At 62.6% G+C, this 15546-nt stretch carries 15 protein-coding genes; 10 read left to right on the forward strand and 5 right to left on the reverse strand.

Translation table 11 applies throughout. The annotated features are described in order from the left end of the window. Nucleotides 1-30 precede the first annotated feature (30 nt). Entirely contained in the window at nucleotides 31-1515 is a 1485-nt protein-coding gene (locus HV766_RS17700; RefSeq protein ID WP_119449770.1) for a sensor histidine kinase, read from the reverse strand. Further along, nucleotides 1505-2182, reverse strand: coding sequence for a response regulator (locus HV766_RS17705; RefSeq protein ID WP_054455828.1), 678 nt, complete (start codon nucleotides 2180-2182; stop codon nucleotides 1505-1507). The genes HV766_RS17700 and HV766_RS17705 overlap by 11 nt, the downstream gene beginning before the upstream one ends. 489 nt (nucleotides 2183-2671) lie before the next feature. Here HV766_RS17705 and HV766_RS17710 point away from each other — a divergent pair, with 489 nt between their 5' ends. After that, nucleotides 2672-4039: a ClcB-like voltage-gated chloride channel protein gene (locus HV766_RS17710; protein WP_175160093.1), complete on the forward strand. Its 1368-nt coding sequence runs from the start codon at nucleotides 2672-2674 to the stop codon at nucleotides 4037-4039. A gap of 56 nt (nucleotides 4040-4095) precedes the next feature. Here the strand turns inward: HV766_RS17710 and HV766_RS17715 are convergent, their stop codons facing one another. Then, on the reverse strand, nucleotides 4096-4548 hold the full coding sequence (locus HV766_RS17715) for a GNAT family N-acetyltransferase (RefSeq protein WP_054455825.1): 453 nt from the start codon (nucleotides 4546-4548) through the stop codon (nucleotides 4096-4098). Nucleotides 4549-4767: 219 nt separating this feature from the next. On the opposite strand from HV766_RS17715, the gene HV766_RS17720 reads away from it, so the two are divergent. Then, complete coding sequence (locus HV766_RS17720) at nucleotides 4768-5073, forward strand: hypothetical protein (protein ID WP_175181605.1); 306 nt, start codon at nucleotides 4768-4770, stop codon at nucleotides 5071-5073. Nucleotides 5074-5098: 25 nt separating this feature from the next. Here the strand turns inward: HV766_RS17720 and HV766_RS17725 are convergent, their stop codons facing one another. Beyond that, nucleotides 5099-5656 carry a hypothetical protein gene (locus tag HV766_RS17725; RefSeq protein WP_125470747.1) on the reverse strand — a complete coding sequence of 186 codons (558 nt, stop codon included), beginning with the start codon at nucleotides 5654-5656 and terminating at the stop codon, nucleotides 5099-5101. A 42-nt stretch (nucleotides 5657-5698) separates the two neighbouring features. Between HV766_RS17725 and HV766_RS17730 the strand changes: the two genes are divergently transcribed. After that, nucleotides 5699-6055 carry a transcriptional regulator gene (locus tag HV766_RS17730; protein ID WP_054455821.1) on the forward strand — a complete coding sequence of 119 codons (357 nt, stop codon included), beginning with the start codon at nucleotides 5699-5701 and terminating at the stop codon, nucleotides 6053-6055. A gap of 32 nt (nucleotides 6056-6087) precedes the next feature. On the opposite strand, the gene mnmE is transcribed toward HV766_RS17730, so the two are convergent. Then, nucleotides 6088-7440: a tRNA uridine-5-carboxymethylaminomethyl(34) synthesis GTPase MnmE gene (gene mnmE / locus HV766_RS17735; RefSeq protein WP_175181606.1), complete on the reverse strand. Its 1353-nt coding sequence runs from the start codon at nucleotides 7438-7440 to the stop codon at nucleotides 6088-6090. A 115-nt stretch (nucleotides 7441-7555) separates the two neighbouring features. On the opposite strand from mnmE, the gene HV766_RS17740 reads away from it, so the two are divergent. From HV766_RS17740 to HV766_RS17770, 7 genes are all read left to right on the forward strand, one after another. Beyond that, complete coding sequence (locus HV766_RS17740; protein ID WP_175160097.1) at nucleotides 7556-9142, forward strand: ABC transporter substrate-binding protein; 1587 nt, start codon at nucleotides 7556-7558, stop codon at nucleotides 9140-9142. A gap of 7 nt (nucleotides 9143-9149) precedes the next feature. After that, nucleotides 9150-10124, forward strand: coding sequence for an ABC transporter permease (locus tag HV766_RS17745; protein ID WP_088143535.1), 975 nt, complete (start codon nucleotides 9150-9152; stop codon nucleotides 10122-10124). Next, nucleotides 10121-11041: an ABC transporter permease gene (locus HV766_RS17750; protein ID WP_054455815.1), complete on the forward strand. Its 921-nt coding sequence runs from the start codon at nucleotides 10121-10123 to the stop codon at nucleotides 11039-11041. The genes HV766_RS17745 and HV766_RS17750 overlap by 4 nt, the downstream gene beginning before the upstream one ends. 11 nt (nucleotides 11042-11052) lie before the next feature. Continuing rightward, a complete protein-coding gene (locus HV766_RS17755) occupies nucleotides 11053-12054 on the forward strand; it encodes an ABC transporter ATP-binding protein (RefSeq protein WP_119449775.1) in 1002 nt (333 codons plus the stop codon). Continuing rightward, the gene (locus HV766_RS17760) at nucleotides 12051-13067 is read left to right on the forward strand and encodes an ABC transporter ATP-binding protein (protein ID WP_175181607.1); all 1017 of its coding nucleotides are present in this window, start codon (nucleotides 12051-12053) and stop codon (nucleotides 13065-13067) included. Before HV766_RS17755 ends, HV766_RS17760 begins: the two co-directional genes overlap by 4 nt. A 28-nt stretch (nucleotides 13068-13095) precedes the next feature. Then, nucleotides 13096-14295, forward strand: coding sequence for a M20 aminoacylase family protein (locus tag HV766_RS17765; protein ID WP_175181608.1), 1200 nt, complete (start codon nucleotides 13096-13098; stop codon nucleotides 14293-14295). Between the two features lie 325 nt (nucleotides 14296-14620). Next, nucleotides 14621-15526: a TauD/TfdA dioxygenase family protein gene (locus tag HV766_RS17770; protein ID WP_175181609.1), complete on the forward strand. Its 906-nt coding sequence runs from the start codon at nucleotides 14621-14623 to the stop codon at nucleotides 15524-15526. The last annotated feature ends 20 nt before the right edge of the window (nucleotides 15527-15546 follow it).

Here is a 15546-nt window from a genome sequence, read left to right on the forward strand (position 1 = left end):
CCGTACAAAAACGAAGCTTTCCAAAAGCTTTCAAATTCCGCCGTTTTTCTGGTGCGGCGCAGCATCTTCCGGGCGTTCCAGGGTAAACACCAATGCCGCTCTCAGGCCCGGCAAGGGCACCCGGTTCTCCAGGACCAGCCGCGCCCCCAGGATTTCGGCAATCGTCCCGACAATGGCAAGCCCCAACCCGGCCCCGGGCTTGTTCTTGCCGGCGGCGCCCCGGCGAAAGCGGATACAGGCGCGGGCAATGTCCTCCGCCGACATACCCGGGCCGCTGTCCTCGACCACCAGCCTGGCCTGGCCAGTGTCGATCTGGACCCTTACCGTCACTTCTCCCGCAGACGAGGTGTAACGGATGGCGTTATCCACCAGGTTGCTGACCGCCTCCCTCAGCAGCCAGTCCGCCCCCTGGACCACCACCGGGCGGATCTCGGCTTCCAGGCCTATGTCGAGCTGGCGGGCTCGGGCGGTCGGCAGCAGGCTGCGGATGACCCCATCAGCCAGCTCCACCAGATCCACTGGCTCGGGGCTGAAACCGCCCTCGGCCAGCGAGGCGTCTTTAGCGCGCGCCAGCGCGAGCATTTGGTTGGTGGTGCGTACCGCCCTGTCCAACCCCTCTTGCATCGCCAGAAGGGCTGTACGGACCTCCTGGGGGTCTGTTTCACGCAAGGCATAGGCCGTCTGGGTCCGCAAAACCGACAAAGGGGTGCGCAACTGGTGCGAGGCGTCGTCCAGGAACTGGCTCTGGACCCTCGCCTGAGCCGCAAAACGGGCCATGTGGAGGTTTACGGCCGCGACTAGGGGTAGGACCTCCCCTGGCATGTCCGACGCGCTCACGGGGCTTAAATCGTCCGCAGAACGTCCTTCCACCTCCTGACGCAGCCTGGCCAGGGGACGCAGGGCCATGAAAACGCCCAGGACGATCACCAGGACGCTGATCAGGATCACGGCCAGGTCCCGTTCCACCGAGCGTACCAGCACTTGGTGCAGGAAGGCTTGCCGGGTATCCAGGCCTTCGGCCACCTGCACGATAACCCGTCCCCCTTTGTTGGCGTATAGCGGAGGATCCATGGGGCGCGCCAGCGCCGCAACGCGCACGGGCGTGCCCTGGTAGTCGGCATAGAAAAACCGCGGTTCCCCCGAAACCAGCGGCTCGGCAGGCATCGGCAGGCCAGGACTGCCGATTTCGGCCAGTCCGTCCTCCGTGGCAACCCGGTAGAACACGCTGCCATTGGCCGTCAGCTCGAAAAATTCCAGCATCAGGTATGGCTGCTCCATGGCTAATCCACCGCTGGCTGTGGATATGTTGTGGTCGATCGCGCGCAGCGCTCCAGAGAGCGAACGGTCGTAGGCAATGTCGACCTGGTTGCGCAGCTGGTGGTTCGACAGCCACAAGGCGCCCATCATCACGAAGACCAGGGTGGGGATCAGCCACCAGAGGAGCTGGCTTTTCAGCGTGCGATTACGTTTTTTTGCCGCGAAAAACCCCTTTTTTTCCGCACTTCTAGTTGTCAACAAGGTTCTCCAGGCAGTAGCCCATGCCTCGCATGGTCACGATCTGCACGCCGGTATCCGCCAATTTTTTGCGCAAACGGTGCACCAGGACCTCGATGGCCTCCAGGTTGATGTCTGCATCGTCCGTCAGGATGCGATCCAGGATCTGCTGCTTGTTGATGGGTTCGCCGCTTTTTTGGATCAGTACCCGCAGAACCGAGTGTTCACGTGGGGATAACTGCAAGGGCTGTCCGTTGACCGTGAATTTTTGAGCGGAAGTTTCGAAGGCCAGGTTTCCCAGCGTGAGCCGCGGGTGCTCTCTCCCGCGGCTGCGACGGATGAGCGCGATCAGCCGCGCTTCCAACTCTTCCACAACAAACGGTTTCGGCAGGAAATCGTCCGCTCCCTGGTGGAGCGTCCCGATTTTTTCGGCCAGCGAATCGCGCGCGGTCAAGACCAGCACCGGCGTACGGTCGTCCCGCGCGCGAATCTTCGCGAGCAAAGCATGGCCATCCATGCCCGGCAGTCCCAGATCGAGGATGACGGCATCGAATTCTTCCATCGCCAGCCTTCTTTCGGCGACCAGCCCGTCATCAGCCCATTCAACGACGAAACCAGCGTGCCTGGCCAGGCTTCTTGAAAGCCAGCGTGCAAGTTCGGCTTCGTCTTCTATCAGAAGGATGCGCATGGACGGAGTCCGGGGGGGGATGGCTGGGCGGAATGGGAGAGCATGTTTGGCTTTTCCTTTATTTCTCTTTATATAAAGACTAATGATTAATAAGGCCTGTGGATAACTACCTTAACCTTGAAAACCTCTTTTTTTTCATCAGCTTGCGACCGTTTTTGGCTGTGCAAGAACTCTGTGTGGGAAAAAAGCTGAAGTTGGACAAGATTTTGGACCCTGTCCGAAACCCCTGCTTGTTCAACTTGCCTCCACAAAATGTGCACAAGGCGTCTACTTAGGAGTTATCCACAGGGCATTTCTGCCGGACGGGTTCCAAAAACGGCACTTTTACCCCGAAAAACGTCCGGTTGCCACCCTGCTTTTTTGCCCTTCCAGGGGCCTTCAGAGGCCCTCCAGGACGTTCGCGGAAAGGGGCATTCGAGGGGAGGCGCGCAGCCATTCTTGACTGGGAACTGAACAAAAAGTGAGCAGGTTCCGCCGTAGAATTCCGCCATGGCGACAGAAATCAGAATCAAGAAATCAGGTTGGGCAATCTGGCTGAGAAGCCGTTTGTTGGCGGACAATTTGCCGGCCACGCTTTGCGCGGCGGCGCTGATGGGCCTCTTGGGGGCGCTGGCCACCGTGGTCTTTCGCGAAATGCTGGCCTGGACACAAATCCTGCTGGGCGGCGAGGACACTCCCCACGGCATGGTGTCTTTGGCGCGCGGGTTGAGTCCCTGGCAACGCTTCCTGATGCCGGCCATAGGCGGCGCCATCGCGGGCGCGGTCCTGCAAATGGCGGCCAGGTGGTTGCCCAAGCGCGGCGCGGCGGACTACATGGAGGCGATTTCCATCGGCCGCGGGGTTATCGGCTTTCGCCAGACCGTCGCGCGCAGCCTGTCATCGATTTTTTCCATCGGCTCCGGCGCCTCGATTGGCCGGGAAGGTCCCATGGTGCAGTTGGCAGCGATGTTGTCATCCCTGACCGGCCGCTATCTGGTGCTGCCTCCCAGGCATCTGCGTCTGCTGGTCGCCTGTGGCGCCACGGCGGGGATTACTTCCGCCTACAACGCGCCCATCGCCGGAGCCCTGTTCATTTCCGAGATCGTTTATGGCGCGATAGCTTCAGCCACGCTGGTGCCGCTGGTCGTATCGTCGGTCGTTGCGAACATTGTGACGCGCCAGATCCTGCATTACGACGCGGTTTTTCATATGCCGCCCTTCACTTTCGTGTCCGGGTGGGAAGTCATCAACTATCTGGGATTGGGGGTGATCGCCGGCCTGGCGGCGCCGCAATTCCTGCGCTTCCTGGACACTGCACGCGCCGCGTTCGGCCGCGTACCCGCGCCGTTGTGGGTACGCATGGCCTTGGGCGGCCTGATTGTCGGCGCCTTGTCAGTCGTGAATCCCGAGGTCTGGGGCAATGGCTACAGCGTGGTCAACAGCATGTTGCATACGCAGTGGGCCTGGCAGGCGGTGGCCGCCATTCTGCTGTTGAAAACGCTGGCCACCGCCGCCAGCGTGGGATCGGGCGCGGTAGGCGGCGTTTTCACGCCGACGTTATTCGTGGGGGCGGCGCTGGGCGCCTTGTACGGGACCGGCCTGCAGGCTCTGTTCCCCGCTGGGGATCTGTCGGCGGTATCGAGCTATGCGGTGGTGGGCATGGGGGCGTTGCTGGCCGCCACCACCTATGCGCCATTGATGTCCATCCTGATGATTTTCGAGATGACACTCAGCTACGAAGTCATGCTGCCGCTCATGCTGGCCTGCATCACAGGCTACGTGATTGCGCATCGGATAAGGCCGGATTCAGTCTATTCGAAATCGTTGGCCAGCAATCGGCGCGCGCAGCGCGTCGTTGTCAAGGAACGTGAGGAATGATGGTATTTCACTAATACGAGTGAATACTCGCATTAGTGAAATAGGGAAAATAACCCTTAAATAAGGGGCTTTTTCATGAAAACTCGCTTCAGACCGATTTCCTCGGCGCGATGGGTTTCCACATAACCGTATCGCGTGTAGATCGCGATGTTCTCGGTCATTTTCTCCTGCGTGTACAACCGGATGCTGGCATAGCCGGCCTGGCGCGCCGCGGTTTCCGCGAACTGCATCAGGTCGCGGCCATAGCCTTTTCCCTGCGCTTGCGGATCCACCGCGATGTTGTCCAGCAGCAGGCAATCGGCTTCCGGAATCAGGACCAGCACAGCTTGCACGGTATCGCGCACACGCAGCACATGGACCACGCCCTGCGTGACGCGGGCACGGTAATCATCAAGCATCGGTCCGGGCGTCGCGCCGATGCGCGCAACATAGTGGCCATAGGCTTGCGCGACGATTCGTTCGATGTCAGGCAGATCGTCGAGGCTGGCGAGGCGTATGTCAGGGTGCATGCGAGGTCCGGATGAAGCGCTGCCCGGCGTGGGGCGGATTTCCCGGAAATATAGGACGTCCGGACCGTCGCAGGATTATTTTTATAATTAGTTATAAAATTTATAACTAATAGTTCGCTTGTATACCCCGAAGATGATGTGCGATCACCGCAGAAAGTCGCAGAGTGATTCCGCAAAGGAGTGTCGATGGCACCTAATACGTCTTTCCCGGGGAACAGCGTGTCCGACAACCTGTGGAACGACTATGCAAAGTTCTTCGAGGCTTGTTCAGGCGTGCTGGACCGGGTCGAGCAGCACAGGGATAGCGGCATCGCCTTGTCGGAGAGTGAGTTGTCGGAGTTGAGAACCATGGCGCTCAACCTCAATACATTCGGCCGGGTGCTGCATGGAAAAAGAGCGCGGGAAATGCGCCTGCTGGCTGAGCGTGCCGAACGGGCATTGGGCAAGGCCGAAACAGCCTCGGCGCTTGCGCCGATACAGGAAGACAGCGAGTCCGAAGATGACCCGGCCGCAGTGACGGGCTAAGCCCGAGGCAGGTTCCTTCAGGCAGTCAGGCAGCGCGCCGGCGCAGGACCGCGCGTCCCAACGCGCTGACTACCTTGAGCGTGTACAACACGAACAAGGATCCCGTAATGTCCCCGGTCAGCATCGCGATGAAGCCGTCGGCGAGCGCGGCTCTCTCTCCCTGGAGAAAGAACCAGAGATGGTGAATGGTCGTATTCACTACCGCATAGACTACGGCGCAGATCAGCAGACGCCAGGCCGTAAGGTTGGCCAGGTCGGGCTGCAATCGCAGTGCCGAACGGGCCCAGCGATAGGCCAGGTAGGGAGCGGCAGCGGCCATGATGCCCCCCGCCACGGAGCGGAGCATGTCGTCAGGAAAGTAGTAGCAGAAGCAGGCGATCCACGATCCGGCCAGCAGCCCGAGCGCCGCAGGCAGGCCAAACAGCAAGGTGCATATCAGGCGCACGCCCGCCGGCAGATAGATCCAATTGATGCCCCGCACAAACTCAAGATTGGTGAACACCCATTCATTGACGGCCAGACTGCCCAGGAACAGCGCCATCGTCACCAGAGCCCACTTACCCTGATCTAGAATGTTCCCCATACCTCGAATTCCGCCGCTTGTCAGTCGCTGCGTCCATTATCCATGAAAGAAAAAAAGAGACCCGCTGACATCTACATGCGTTTTCTGCGCCTGACCGATGCGCTGCGCGGCCTGCCCGCGCTGCCGTCGCTCGATCCCCTGGAAGAACGCATACTCACGCTGATCGCGCGCGCGTCGCAGGAACAACGCCGCTTGTCCGTGCGCGATGTGATGGCGGTGGATAGCATAGGGTCACCCGCGACCTTGCACGCGCGCTTGAAATCGATGCGCGAGAAAGGCTGGGTGCTGCTAGTCGATACCGAGGACGCGCGCCGCAAGCAGGTCGAACTCAGCCAGGCGGCGTTGTCGCATTTCGACCGCTTGTCGGAATGCCTGGTGGAAGCGGCGCGCAAGCCCTGAGCTGCAGCGCTGCAACATGCCGCCGCGCAGGCTTATTTCCCAATACAGAAGCTCGAGAAGATCTCGCCCAGCAGATCGTCGCTGGTGAACTTGCCCGTGATGCTGGACAGGCTGTCATGTGCCAGCCGCAGTTCTTCCGCAAACAAGTCCAGTACGCGGTCGTCCTGTTCCGCATGCGCGCCGGCCAACTCCAGATGTTCCGCCGCATCTTGCAAGGCGTGCAGGTGTCGCTCGCGCGCGAGCCACGGGGATTCGCCGCCGGGATTCCAGCCTGCGATGCGCAGCAACTCTGCACGCAGTTCGTCCAGGCCCGCACCGCGCTTGGCCGAGATTCCAAGTTCCTGAGGACCGGCGGCAAAAGGCGTGGACAACAGATCCACCTTGTTGAAGACCTTCAGCACAGGCGTGCGCGGCGGCAGGCGCGCGGTGATCTGGGCGTCCAGCTCGTCGCCGGGCTGGGTGGCATCCTGCAGATGCAGGATGACGTCGGCGCGCTCGATTTCCTGCCAGGTGCGCGCAATGCCTATGCTTTCCACCGTGTCCTCGGTTTCCCTGAGGCCGGCGGTGTCGACGATATGCAGCGGCACGCCGTCGATGTGGATCTCCTGCACTACCTTGTCGCGGGTGGTGCCCGCGATCGGGGTGACGATGGCGATGTCGTCGCCGGCCAGCGCATTGAGCAGGCTGGACTTGCCGACGTTGGGCTGGCCGGCCAGCACCACGTGCAGGCCTTCGCGCAGAATCACGCCCTGGCGCGCTTGCGCGATCAGTTTGGCGAGGTCCGCGGTCAGCGCTTCCAGGGTCGGGCGGGCTTGATACTTCTCGAGGAAGTCGATTTCCTCTTCGGGGAAATCCAGCGTCGCTTCGACCAGCATGCGCAAATGGATGATGCGGTCCGACAGGTCGTTCACGCGCGCGGAAAAATCGCCCGAGAGCGACGCCATGGCGCCGCGCGCGGCCGCTACCGACGAGGCCTCGATCAAATCGGCTACGGCTTCGGCCTGAGCCAGGTCCATGCGGTCGTTGAGGAAGGCGCGGCGCGTGAATTCGCCCGGCTCGGCCAGCCGGATGCCAAGATCGCGGCCGGCGGCCAGACAGCTTTCCAGCACGCGGCGCAGCACGGCGGGGCCGCCATGCCCTTGCAGTTCCAGCACGTCTTCGCCGGTATAGGAATGCGGCGCGCGGAAATAGATGGCGATGCCTTCGTCCAGCAATTCGCCCGTGCCGGATTTGAACGGCAGGTAGTGCGCATGTCGCGGCGTGAGTTCGCGCTGGAACAGGCGCCGCACGAGTTCGGACAGGTCCGTGCCGGAGATGCGGACGACGCCGATACCGCCTCTTCCGGGGGCGGTTGCGATGGCGGCGATGGGGGCGTAGGCGGACATATTTCGGGCAAGGCAAGGCGAGAACAATAAGGGAATATAACTGTTGCGCCGTCCCTTGTTTGCTGGTTAATGTGGCCCGGAGGTTCAAAACCCGAAACAATCCAGGGAGATCACAATGGCATCTCGGTTTTCGCGTGTCTTGGCCTGCGGCTCAGCCGCGGTGATATTGGCCTTCGGCACCTTCAGTTCGGCTATGGCCCGCGATCTGGTGATCGCCTTGAAGACCGAACCTTCGTCGATGGATCCGCAGTATCACGCGCTCACGCCCAATACGCAGATCTCCCAGACCATATTCGATACCCTGGTTGCCACCGACGCGCAGCTCAAGCCGCAGCCCGCGCTGGCCGAGTCCTGGACCGTGGACGGCAAGGTGTGGACTTTCAAGCTGCGCCCTAACGTGAAGTTCTCCGACGGCACGCCGTTCACCGCGGAAGACGTGGTCTTTACGTATGCGCGCGTCCCCAAGGTGCCCAACAGTCCCTCGCCGTTCACGCTGTATCTGGGTTCGGTCGAGAAGACCGAAGCGGTCGATCCCAGCACCGTGCGCATCACCACCAAGGACGTGGCGCCGAACCTGCTGGTCAACCTGGCGCAGTTGCCCATCATGTCCAAGAAAGCGGCGTCGGGCCCCGCGGCCGAGGGCAAGACGACGACGGAACTCAATAGCGGCGACGGCCTGATAGGCACCGGTCCCTACAAGTTCGTGTCCTGGAAGCGCGGCGCCGAATTCGTGCTGGCGCGCAACGACAACTATTGGGGCAAGAAGCCCGAATGGGATCGCGTGGTCTACCGTCCCATCAGCAACGCGGCCGCGCGCGTGGCCGCGCTGCTTGCCGGCGACGTCGACATGATCGAGGATCCCCCAACCGATGACCTGCCCAAGCTCAAGGGCGACAAGAAACTCTATGTAGAGGAAACGCCGTCGGTGCGTGTCGTCTACGTGGCGCTGGACCAGTTCGCCGAGCCCTCGCCGGGCGTGCAAGGCACCGAAAAGAACCCCATGAAGGACAAGCGCGTGCGCGAAGCGCTGTCGCTCGCCATCAACCGCGATGCGCTGGTCGAGCGCGTGATGGGCGGGGTGGCGTTGCCCGCGGGAAATCTGTTGCCCTACCCCATGTTCGGTTCCAGCAAGGAGCATTCGAAGGCTCCCAAGGCCGACGTGGAAAAGGCCAAGGCCTTGTTGAAGGAAGCTGGTTATCCCAACGGCTTTTCCATCACGCTGGGCTCGCCGTCGGGCCGCTATGTCAACGATTCGAAGGTGGCGCAGGCGATCGCGTCGATGTGGACCCGCATCGGTGTGAAGACCAGCGTGGATGCGATGGCGCCCCCGGTGTTCTTCAAGAACCGCGACAGCTATGCGTTCTCGGCCTATCTGGCGGGCTGGTCCGTGACCAGCGGCGAAATGTCCAACGCGCTGACCTCGCTGCTGGTGACGCGCAATCCCGAAGCAGGCTTGGGCACCACCAACCGCAGCCGCTACTCCAACCTCAAGATGGATGCGCTGGTGAAGGAAGCTTCGTCGACCATGGACGACGCCAAGCGAGCGGATCTGTTGTCCAAGGCCAGCAACATCGCCATGGATGACTACGCCATGCTGCCTGTGCACTTCGAGTTGTCGGTATGGGCGATGAAGAGCGACATCCGCTATCAGGGCCGCCCGGACCAGGTCACGCTCGCGCAGTTTGCAACACTGAAGAAGTAAGGCGCTAGTGCTTGCAACAATCGTAAGAAGGCTGCTGCAGACCGTCGTCGTCATGCTCGTCATGTCGGCGCTGGTCTTTGCCGGCATCTACATGGTGGGCGACCCGGTCTCGATGCTGGCCAGCCCGGAAGCGACCGAAGCGCAACGCGCGGCGGTGCGCGCATCGCTGGGCCTGGATCTGCCGCTGTGGCGGCAGTACCTGATCTTCATGGGCCAGGCGGTGCGCGGTGATTTCGGCAACAGCTTCCTGACGGGCGAACCGGCCATGAGGCTGATCCTGGAGCGCATGCCGGCCACGGTGGAACTGGCTTGTGTGGCCATGCTGCTGTCGGTGCTGATCGGCGTGCCGTTGGGCATCCTGGCCGGCCTCAAGCCCAAGGCAGTGGGCTCGCGCGCGATCATGACGGGCTCGGTGCTCGGTTTCTCGCTGCCTAACTTCTGGGTTGGCCTGATGCTCATCATGGTGTTCGCCGTGATACTCGGCTGGGTGCCGGCGGGTGGGCGCGGCCAGACCGTCAGCATCGGATCGCTGCAGTTGAGCGTGCTGACTTTCGACGGCTGGCTGAGCCTGGCGCTGCCTGCGGCCACGATCGCCTTCGCCAAATGCGCAATGATCATCCGCGTGACGCGTGCCGCCACGCGCGAAGCCCTGCCCATGGACTACATCAAGTTCGCGCGCGCCAAGGGCCTGTCTGAAAAGCGCGTACTGGGCGTGCATCTGCTCAAGAACATCCTGATTCCCGTGGTGACGGTGGCGGGCCTGGAGTTCGGCCAGGTGATGGCCTTCGCCGTCGTGACGGAAACCGTGTTTTCCTGGCCGGGCATGGGCAAGCTGCTGATCGATTCCATCATCAACCTGGACCGTCCGGTGGTGGTGGCGTATCTGCTCTTGATCGTGTTCTTCCTGGTCATGCTGAATCTGGTGGTGGACATCATCTACACGGTGCTGGACCCCCGCGTACGCTTGGATAGCCGCCGATGAACACACCCGCCACCGCCGCCGCGCCCCCGGTTCAGGCCAAGGAGCAGACGCCCTGGCGCCGATTCCTGTCGGACTTCTTCGCCAGCAAGCTGGCCACGCTGGGTTTGATCATGCTGGTCGTGATCGTGGGCGCCGCGCTGCTTGCGCCCTGGATCGCGCCGCAGAATCCCTATGATCTGGCGACGCTGGACATCATGGATTCCAAGCTCAAGCCGGGCAGCGAAAGCGGCGACGGCAGCATGCGTTATTGGTTGGGCACAGATGGCCTGGCGCGCGACCTGTTCTCGGCCATCCTTTACGGCATGCGCACCAGCCTGTTGGTGGCCAGCGTTTCGGTGCTGGCGGCCTTCGGCATCGGCGCCACGGTGGGCCTGATCGCAGCCTATTTCGGCGGCCGCATCGACGCCTTGCTGATGCGGGTTGTGGATATCCAGTTGTCGTTCCCCGCCATCCTGGTTGCGCTGATGTTGCTGGCGATTCTGGGCAAGGGTGTGGATAAGGTGATCATCGCGCTGATCGTGGTGCAGTGGGCGTATTTCGCGCGCGCCGCGCGCGGCGCGGCGCTGGTCGAGCGCGGCAAGGAATACGTGGAAGCGGCGCGCTGCATGTCGCTGTCGTGGGGGCGCGTGCTGTTCCGTCACGTGCTGCCCAACTGTATGCCGCCGCTGATCGTGATCGCCACCATCGACCTGGCGCATGCGATTGCGCTGGAGGCCACGCTGTCGTTTCTGGGCGTGGGCGTGCCGGTGACGGAGCCGTCGCTGGGCATGCTGATCTACAACGGCTTCGAATATCTGCTGTCCGGTCAGTACTGGATTTCGTTCTTCCCCGGCATTGCGCTGGCGCTGGCCATCATCGCCATCAATCTGGTGGGCGACCACCTGCGCGATGTGCTCAACCCGCGCCACGCGAATTGAGGGCGGGCGCAATGCAGACACCTGTGGAAAAGTCCCCGGCGACGCCCATACTCGAGGTGCATGGCCTGAAGACGCACTTCTACACCCGCAATGGCGTGGTGAAGGCGGTGGATGGTGTGGACCTGACGCTGGCCGAAGGCGAGATCCTGGGACTGGTGGGCGAATCGGGGTCGGGCAAGAGCATCACCGGCTTTTCGCTGATGGGACTGCTGGATGAGCCGGGCCGCATCGTCGACGGCACCTTGCGCTTGAACGGCGAGGACTTGCGCAACGCGACACCCGCGCGCTGGCGCGAGCTCAGGGGCCAGGAGATCGCCATGATCTTCCAGGATCCCATGATGACCCTGAACCCGGTACTGCGCGTCGATACGCAGATGATCGAGGCGGTGCAGGCGCACAGCAAGGTATCGCGCGAGCAAGCCCGCCAGCGCGCCTTGCAGACGCTCGCCATGGTGGGCATCCCTTCGCCCGAGGAGCGCCTGCGCACCTATCCGCACCAATTATCAGGCGGCATGCGGCAGCGCGTGGCGATCGCGATTGCGCTCTTGAATTCGCCGCGCCTGATCATCGCCGACGAGCCCACCACGGCGCTGGATGTGACCATACAAGGACAGATCCTGTTCGAAGTGCAGAAGCTGTGCCGCGAAACCGGCACCGCGCTGATCTGGATCACGCACGACCTTGCCGTGGTCGCGGGCCTGGCGGACCGCGTGTCGGTCATGTATGCGGGGCGCGTAGTCGAAACCGGCACCACGCAGGCGGTCATCAGCCATCCCATGCATCCCTACACGCATGGCCTGATCGCTTCCATACCCACGCCCGAATCCCGCGGCAGGCCGCTGGTTCCGATTCCCGGCATGACGCCGTCGCTGCTCAACCTGCCGCAAGGCTGTGCGTTCCGTGGGCGCTGCCCGCGCGCCACCGACGCCTGTCTGGTCGAACCGCAGCCCGTGGAGGTGCGCCCGGCGCAATGGGTGCGTTGCTGGCATGCCGGAGGGCCAGATACCAAATGAACGCCGCAGAACGAGATCCCGCGGTCCCTATCCTGTCGTTGCGCGAGGTCGAGCTGCGCTTCGTGCAGCCCGTGGACCTGGCCGGCCGAATCGCCAACCTGCTGGGCGCCGGTTTGAAGACGCAGGTCGTGCATGCAGTGGCGGGTGTGGACCTGGATGTGCGGCCGGGCGAAGTGATAGGCATCGTGGGCGAATCCGGCTGTGGAAAATCCACGCTGGGCCGTATCGTGTCAGGCATCCTGCCGCCGACGGCGGGCGAAGTCAGCTACAAGGGCCGCGCCGTGAAGGCCATGGCGGGCCCGGAACGGCGTGCCTATGAGCTGGGCGTGCAGATGATCTTCCAGGATCCCTATGCCTCACTGAACCCGCGTATGCGCGTGCGCGAGATCATCGGCGAGGCGCCCGTGGCGCACGGCCTGGTCCGCGCGCGCGACAAAGCCGAGTACGTCGCCGGGCTGATGCGCCAGGTGGGGCTGGATCCGGCTTTTGCACAGCGTTATCCCCATCAATTCTCTGGCGGCCAGAGGCAGCGCGTAGGAATTGCACGGGCGCTCGCGCTCAAGCCTTCGGTCATAGTTTGCGACGAGGCGGTCGCCGCGCTGGACGTGTCGATCCAGGCCCAGGTGCTTAATCTGTTCGAACGGTTGCGTGCGGACCTGGACCTGACCTATCTTTTCATCAGCCACAACCTCAGCGTGGTCAGCCACATCTCGGACCGCGTGGCCATCATGTATCTGGGCCGCGTGGTGGAGCTGGCGCCTACCGACACGGTCTTCCAGCGGGCCAACCATCCGTACACGCAGGCCTTGCTGAAGGAACTGCCGACGCTGCAGCCGGGGCGGCGCACCTACCAGCCCATCAAGGGCGAACTGCCGTCGCCGCTGGACCCGCCGACGGGCTGCGCCTTCCACCCGCGTTGCCCGCATGCGATGCCGCGCTGCAAGGCAGAACGGCCGTTGCTGCGTGAAGTCGCCCCGGGTCAGTTCAGCGCCTGCCATCTGAACGATACGTGAATTCAACTCTTACGCCTTATCCACAGCCATGAAAACCATAGACGAAATCGAACGCGCCCACGGCGACCTCACCGCGCTGCGACGGGATATCCACGCCCATCCGGAACTTGCTTTCCAGGAAACGCGCACGTCCGCGCTGGTCGCGGAGCGTTTGCGCGGCTGGGGCCTGGAAGTCCACACGGGGCTGGGGAAAACCGGCGTGGTGGGTATTTTGCGCGGCGGCAACGGCAAGAAAACCATAGGTTTGCGCGCCGACATGGACGCGCTGCCCATGCCCGAGCACAACCGCTTTGCGCACAAGTCCACCATCAGCGGACGCATGCACGGCTGCGGCCACGACGGACACACGACCATGCTGCTGGGGGCGGCGCAATACTTGTCCACACACCGCGATTTCGATGGCACGGTGGTGTTCATCTTCCAGCCGGCCGAGGAAGGCGGCAACGCCGGCGCGCGCGCCATGATGCAGGACGGCCTGTTCGACAAATTCCCTTGCGACGCGGTGTTCGGCATTCACAACATGCCCGGCATGCCGGTCAACCAGTTCGGTTTTCGGGCGGGCCCGACCATGGCCTCCAGCAACCGCTGGGACATCGTCATCAAGGGCGTGGGCGGCCACGCGGCGCAGCCGCATGCATCGGTGGACCCCATCATTGTCGCGGCCGACATGGTGCATGCCCTGCAGACGGTGATCTCGCGCAGCAAGAATCCGCTGGAGCAGGCCGTGCTTTCGATCACGCAGATCCACGCGGGCGACGCCTACAACGTGATTCCCGGCGAAGCCATGCTGCGCGGCACCGTGCGCACCTATTCGGTGGAGACCCTGGACAAGATCGAGGCGGACATGCGCCGCATCGCGACCACCTTGCCGCAGGTCTACGGCGGCACGGGCGAACTGGATTTCGTGCGCGCATATCCCCCGCTGGTGAATTGGGAAAAGGAAACCGCCTTTGCCGCCCAAGTCGCCGAAGACGCGTTCGGCGCTGAAAACGTGCAGCGCGAGATGCCGCCCTTCATGGGGGCGGAGGACTTTTCCTTCTTCCTGGAAGCGGTGCCTGGGACCTACCTGTTCCTCGGCAACGGCGACGGCGACCATCGCATGGAGACCTATCACGGCATGGGTCCGTGCCAGTTGCACAACCCGAATTACGACTTCAACGACGCCTTGCTGCCGGTGGGCGCAACATATTGGGTAAAACTGGTTCAGGCTTTTCTGCCGAAGTCCTGATCCACGCAAGTCTTTGATTTAAAAGGCGCGGGCTCCGTACGGACCGCGCCTTTTTTCATGGCCGGGCAAGGTTGTACACAGGCTGTCCACCTGCTATTCACCGCCTATCCACCGGGATATCCCCCGACAATCCACCGCTTTTCCCTGGCTTGCCACCAGGCTTATCCCAAGACTTATCCACAGGGCTGAATGCGACCTTAGCCGTCCCTTATATGACGCGCAGGCTTGAACAAAGGCCGAATAATTCGTTTGCGTAGGGGTTGCGCGTTTTCATAATGGACCGTTCCTGAGCCGGCCTGGCCGGCATTCGCGCAAGGAGCGATCCATGTCCCAGAGCAACGCGCTGCGCCGGTCCGAGGTGTATGCCGAACCCGCTGCGCAAGCCTTTTCGATCCGCCCGCTGGCAGCCGTGACCGGCGCGGAAATCATCGGTATCGACCTGTCGCGCGAGCTGACCCCGGCCGATTTCGCGCAGGTGCATCGCGCCCATCTGGACCATCACCTGCTGGTGTTCCGCGATCAGCGCATCACGCCGCAGCAGCACATCGATTTCAGCCGCCGCTTTGGCCGTCTGATGATCCACGTGCTGCATCAGTTCCATCTGGCCGGGCATCCCGAGATCCTCATCGTTTCCAACATCGTTGAAGACGGCAAGCCGATAGGGCTGGGTGATGCCGGCAAGTATTGGCATTCGGATATCTCGTACAAGGAATTGCCCAGCCTGGGGTCGCTGCTGCACGCGCAGGAGCTGCCCACGCAAGGCGGCGACACGCTATTCGCCGACATGCACGTGGCGTACGACACTCTGCCCGCCGCATTGCGAGACGCCATCGAAGGCAAGCGTGCCGTGCATTCCTACCTGGCCAAGTACGGCCAGCTGCAGAAGGAAGGCTCGTGGCGTCCCAATCTCAGCGCGCAACAGGTGGCGCAGGTGCAGGAAGTGGTGCATCCGGTCGTGCGCACGCATCCGGAGACGGGCCGCCGCGCGCTGTTCGTGAGCGAAGGCTTCACCACCCGCATCGAGGGCCTGCCCGAAGACGAGAGCCGCCAGATCCTGGACGAACTGTTTGCCCACAGCATCCGGCCCGAACACATCTACCGCCACCAATGGCAGCCGCATGATCTGGTGTTCTGGGACAACCGCTCGTTGATCCATCTGGCCGGCGGTACGCCGGATCACCTGCGCCGCAAGCTGTACCGCACGACGATCGAAGGCGACGTGCCGTTCTGACGTCGCGCGCCCCTTAATTT

This window comes from Achromobacter aegrifaciens, assembly GCF_902859735.1.
Classification (GTDB): domain Bacteria; phylum Pseudomonadota; class Gammaproteobacteria; order Burkholderiales; family Burkholderiaceae_B; genus Achromobacter; species Achromobacter aegrifaciens.

What these genes read in the sequence shown, in the direction of transcription:
- HV766_RS17705 (WP_054455828.1), bottom strand. Translation starts at nt 2,182, where the DNA reads ATGCGCATCCTTCTGATAGAAGACGAAGCCGAACTTGCACGCTGGCTT.
- HV766_RS17750 (WP_054455815.1), top strand. Translation starts at nt 10,121, where the DNA reads ATGAACACACCCGCCACCGCCGCCGCGCCCCCGGTTCAGGCCAAGGAG.
- HV766_RS17765 (WP_175181608.1), top strand. Translation starts at nt 13,096, where the DNA reads ATGAAAACCATAGACGAAATCGAACGCGCCCACGGCGACCTCACCGCG.
- HV766_RS17770 (WP_175181609.1), top strand. Translation starts at nt 14,621, where the DNA reads ATGTCCCAGAGCAACGCGCTGCGCCGGTCCGAGGTGTATGCCGAACCC.
- HV766_RS17715 (WP_054455825.1), bottom strand. Translation starts at nt 4,548, where the DNA reads ATGCACCCTGACATACGCCTCGCCAGCCTCGACGATCTGCCTGACATC.
- HV766_RS17760 (WP_175181607.1), top strand. Translation starts at nt 12,051, where the DNA reads ATGAACGCCGCAGAACGAGATCCCGCGGTCCCTATCCTGTCGTTGCGC.
- mnmE (WP_175181606.1), bottom strand. Translation starts at nt 7,440, where the DNA reads ATGTCCGCCTACGCCCCCATCGCCGCCATCGCAACCGCCCCCGGAAGA.
- HV766_RS17740 (WP_175160097.1), top strand. Translation starts at nt 7,556, where the DNA reads ATGGCATCTCGGTTTTCGCGTGTCTTGGCCTGCGGCTCAGCCGCGGTG.
- HV766_RS17755 (WP_119449775.1), top strand. Translation starts at nt 11,053, where the DNA reads ATGCAGACACCTGTGGAAAAGTCCCCGGCGACGCCCATACTCGAGGTG.
- HV766_RS17730 (WP_054455821.1), top strand. Translation starts at nt 5,699, where the DNA reads ATGAAAGAAAAAAAGAGACCCGCTGACATCTACATGCGTTTTCTGCGC.
- HV766_RS17710 (WP_175160093.1), top strand. Translation starts at nt 2,672, where the DNA reads ATGGCGACAGAAATCAGAATCAAGAAATCAGGTTGGGCAATCTGGCTG.
- HV766_RS17725 (WP_125470747.1), bottom strand. Translation starts at nt 5,656, where the DNA reads ATGGGGAACATTCTAGATCAGGGTAAGTGGGCTCTGGTGACGATGGCG.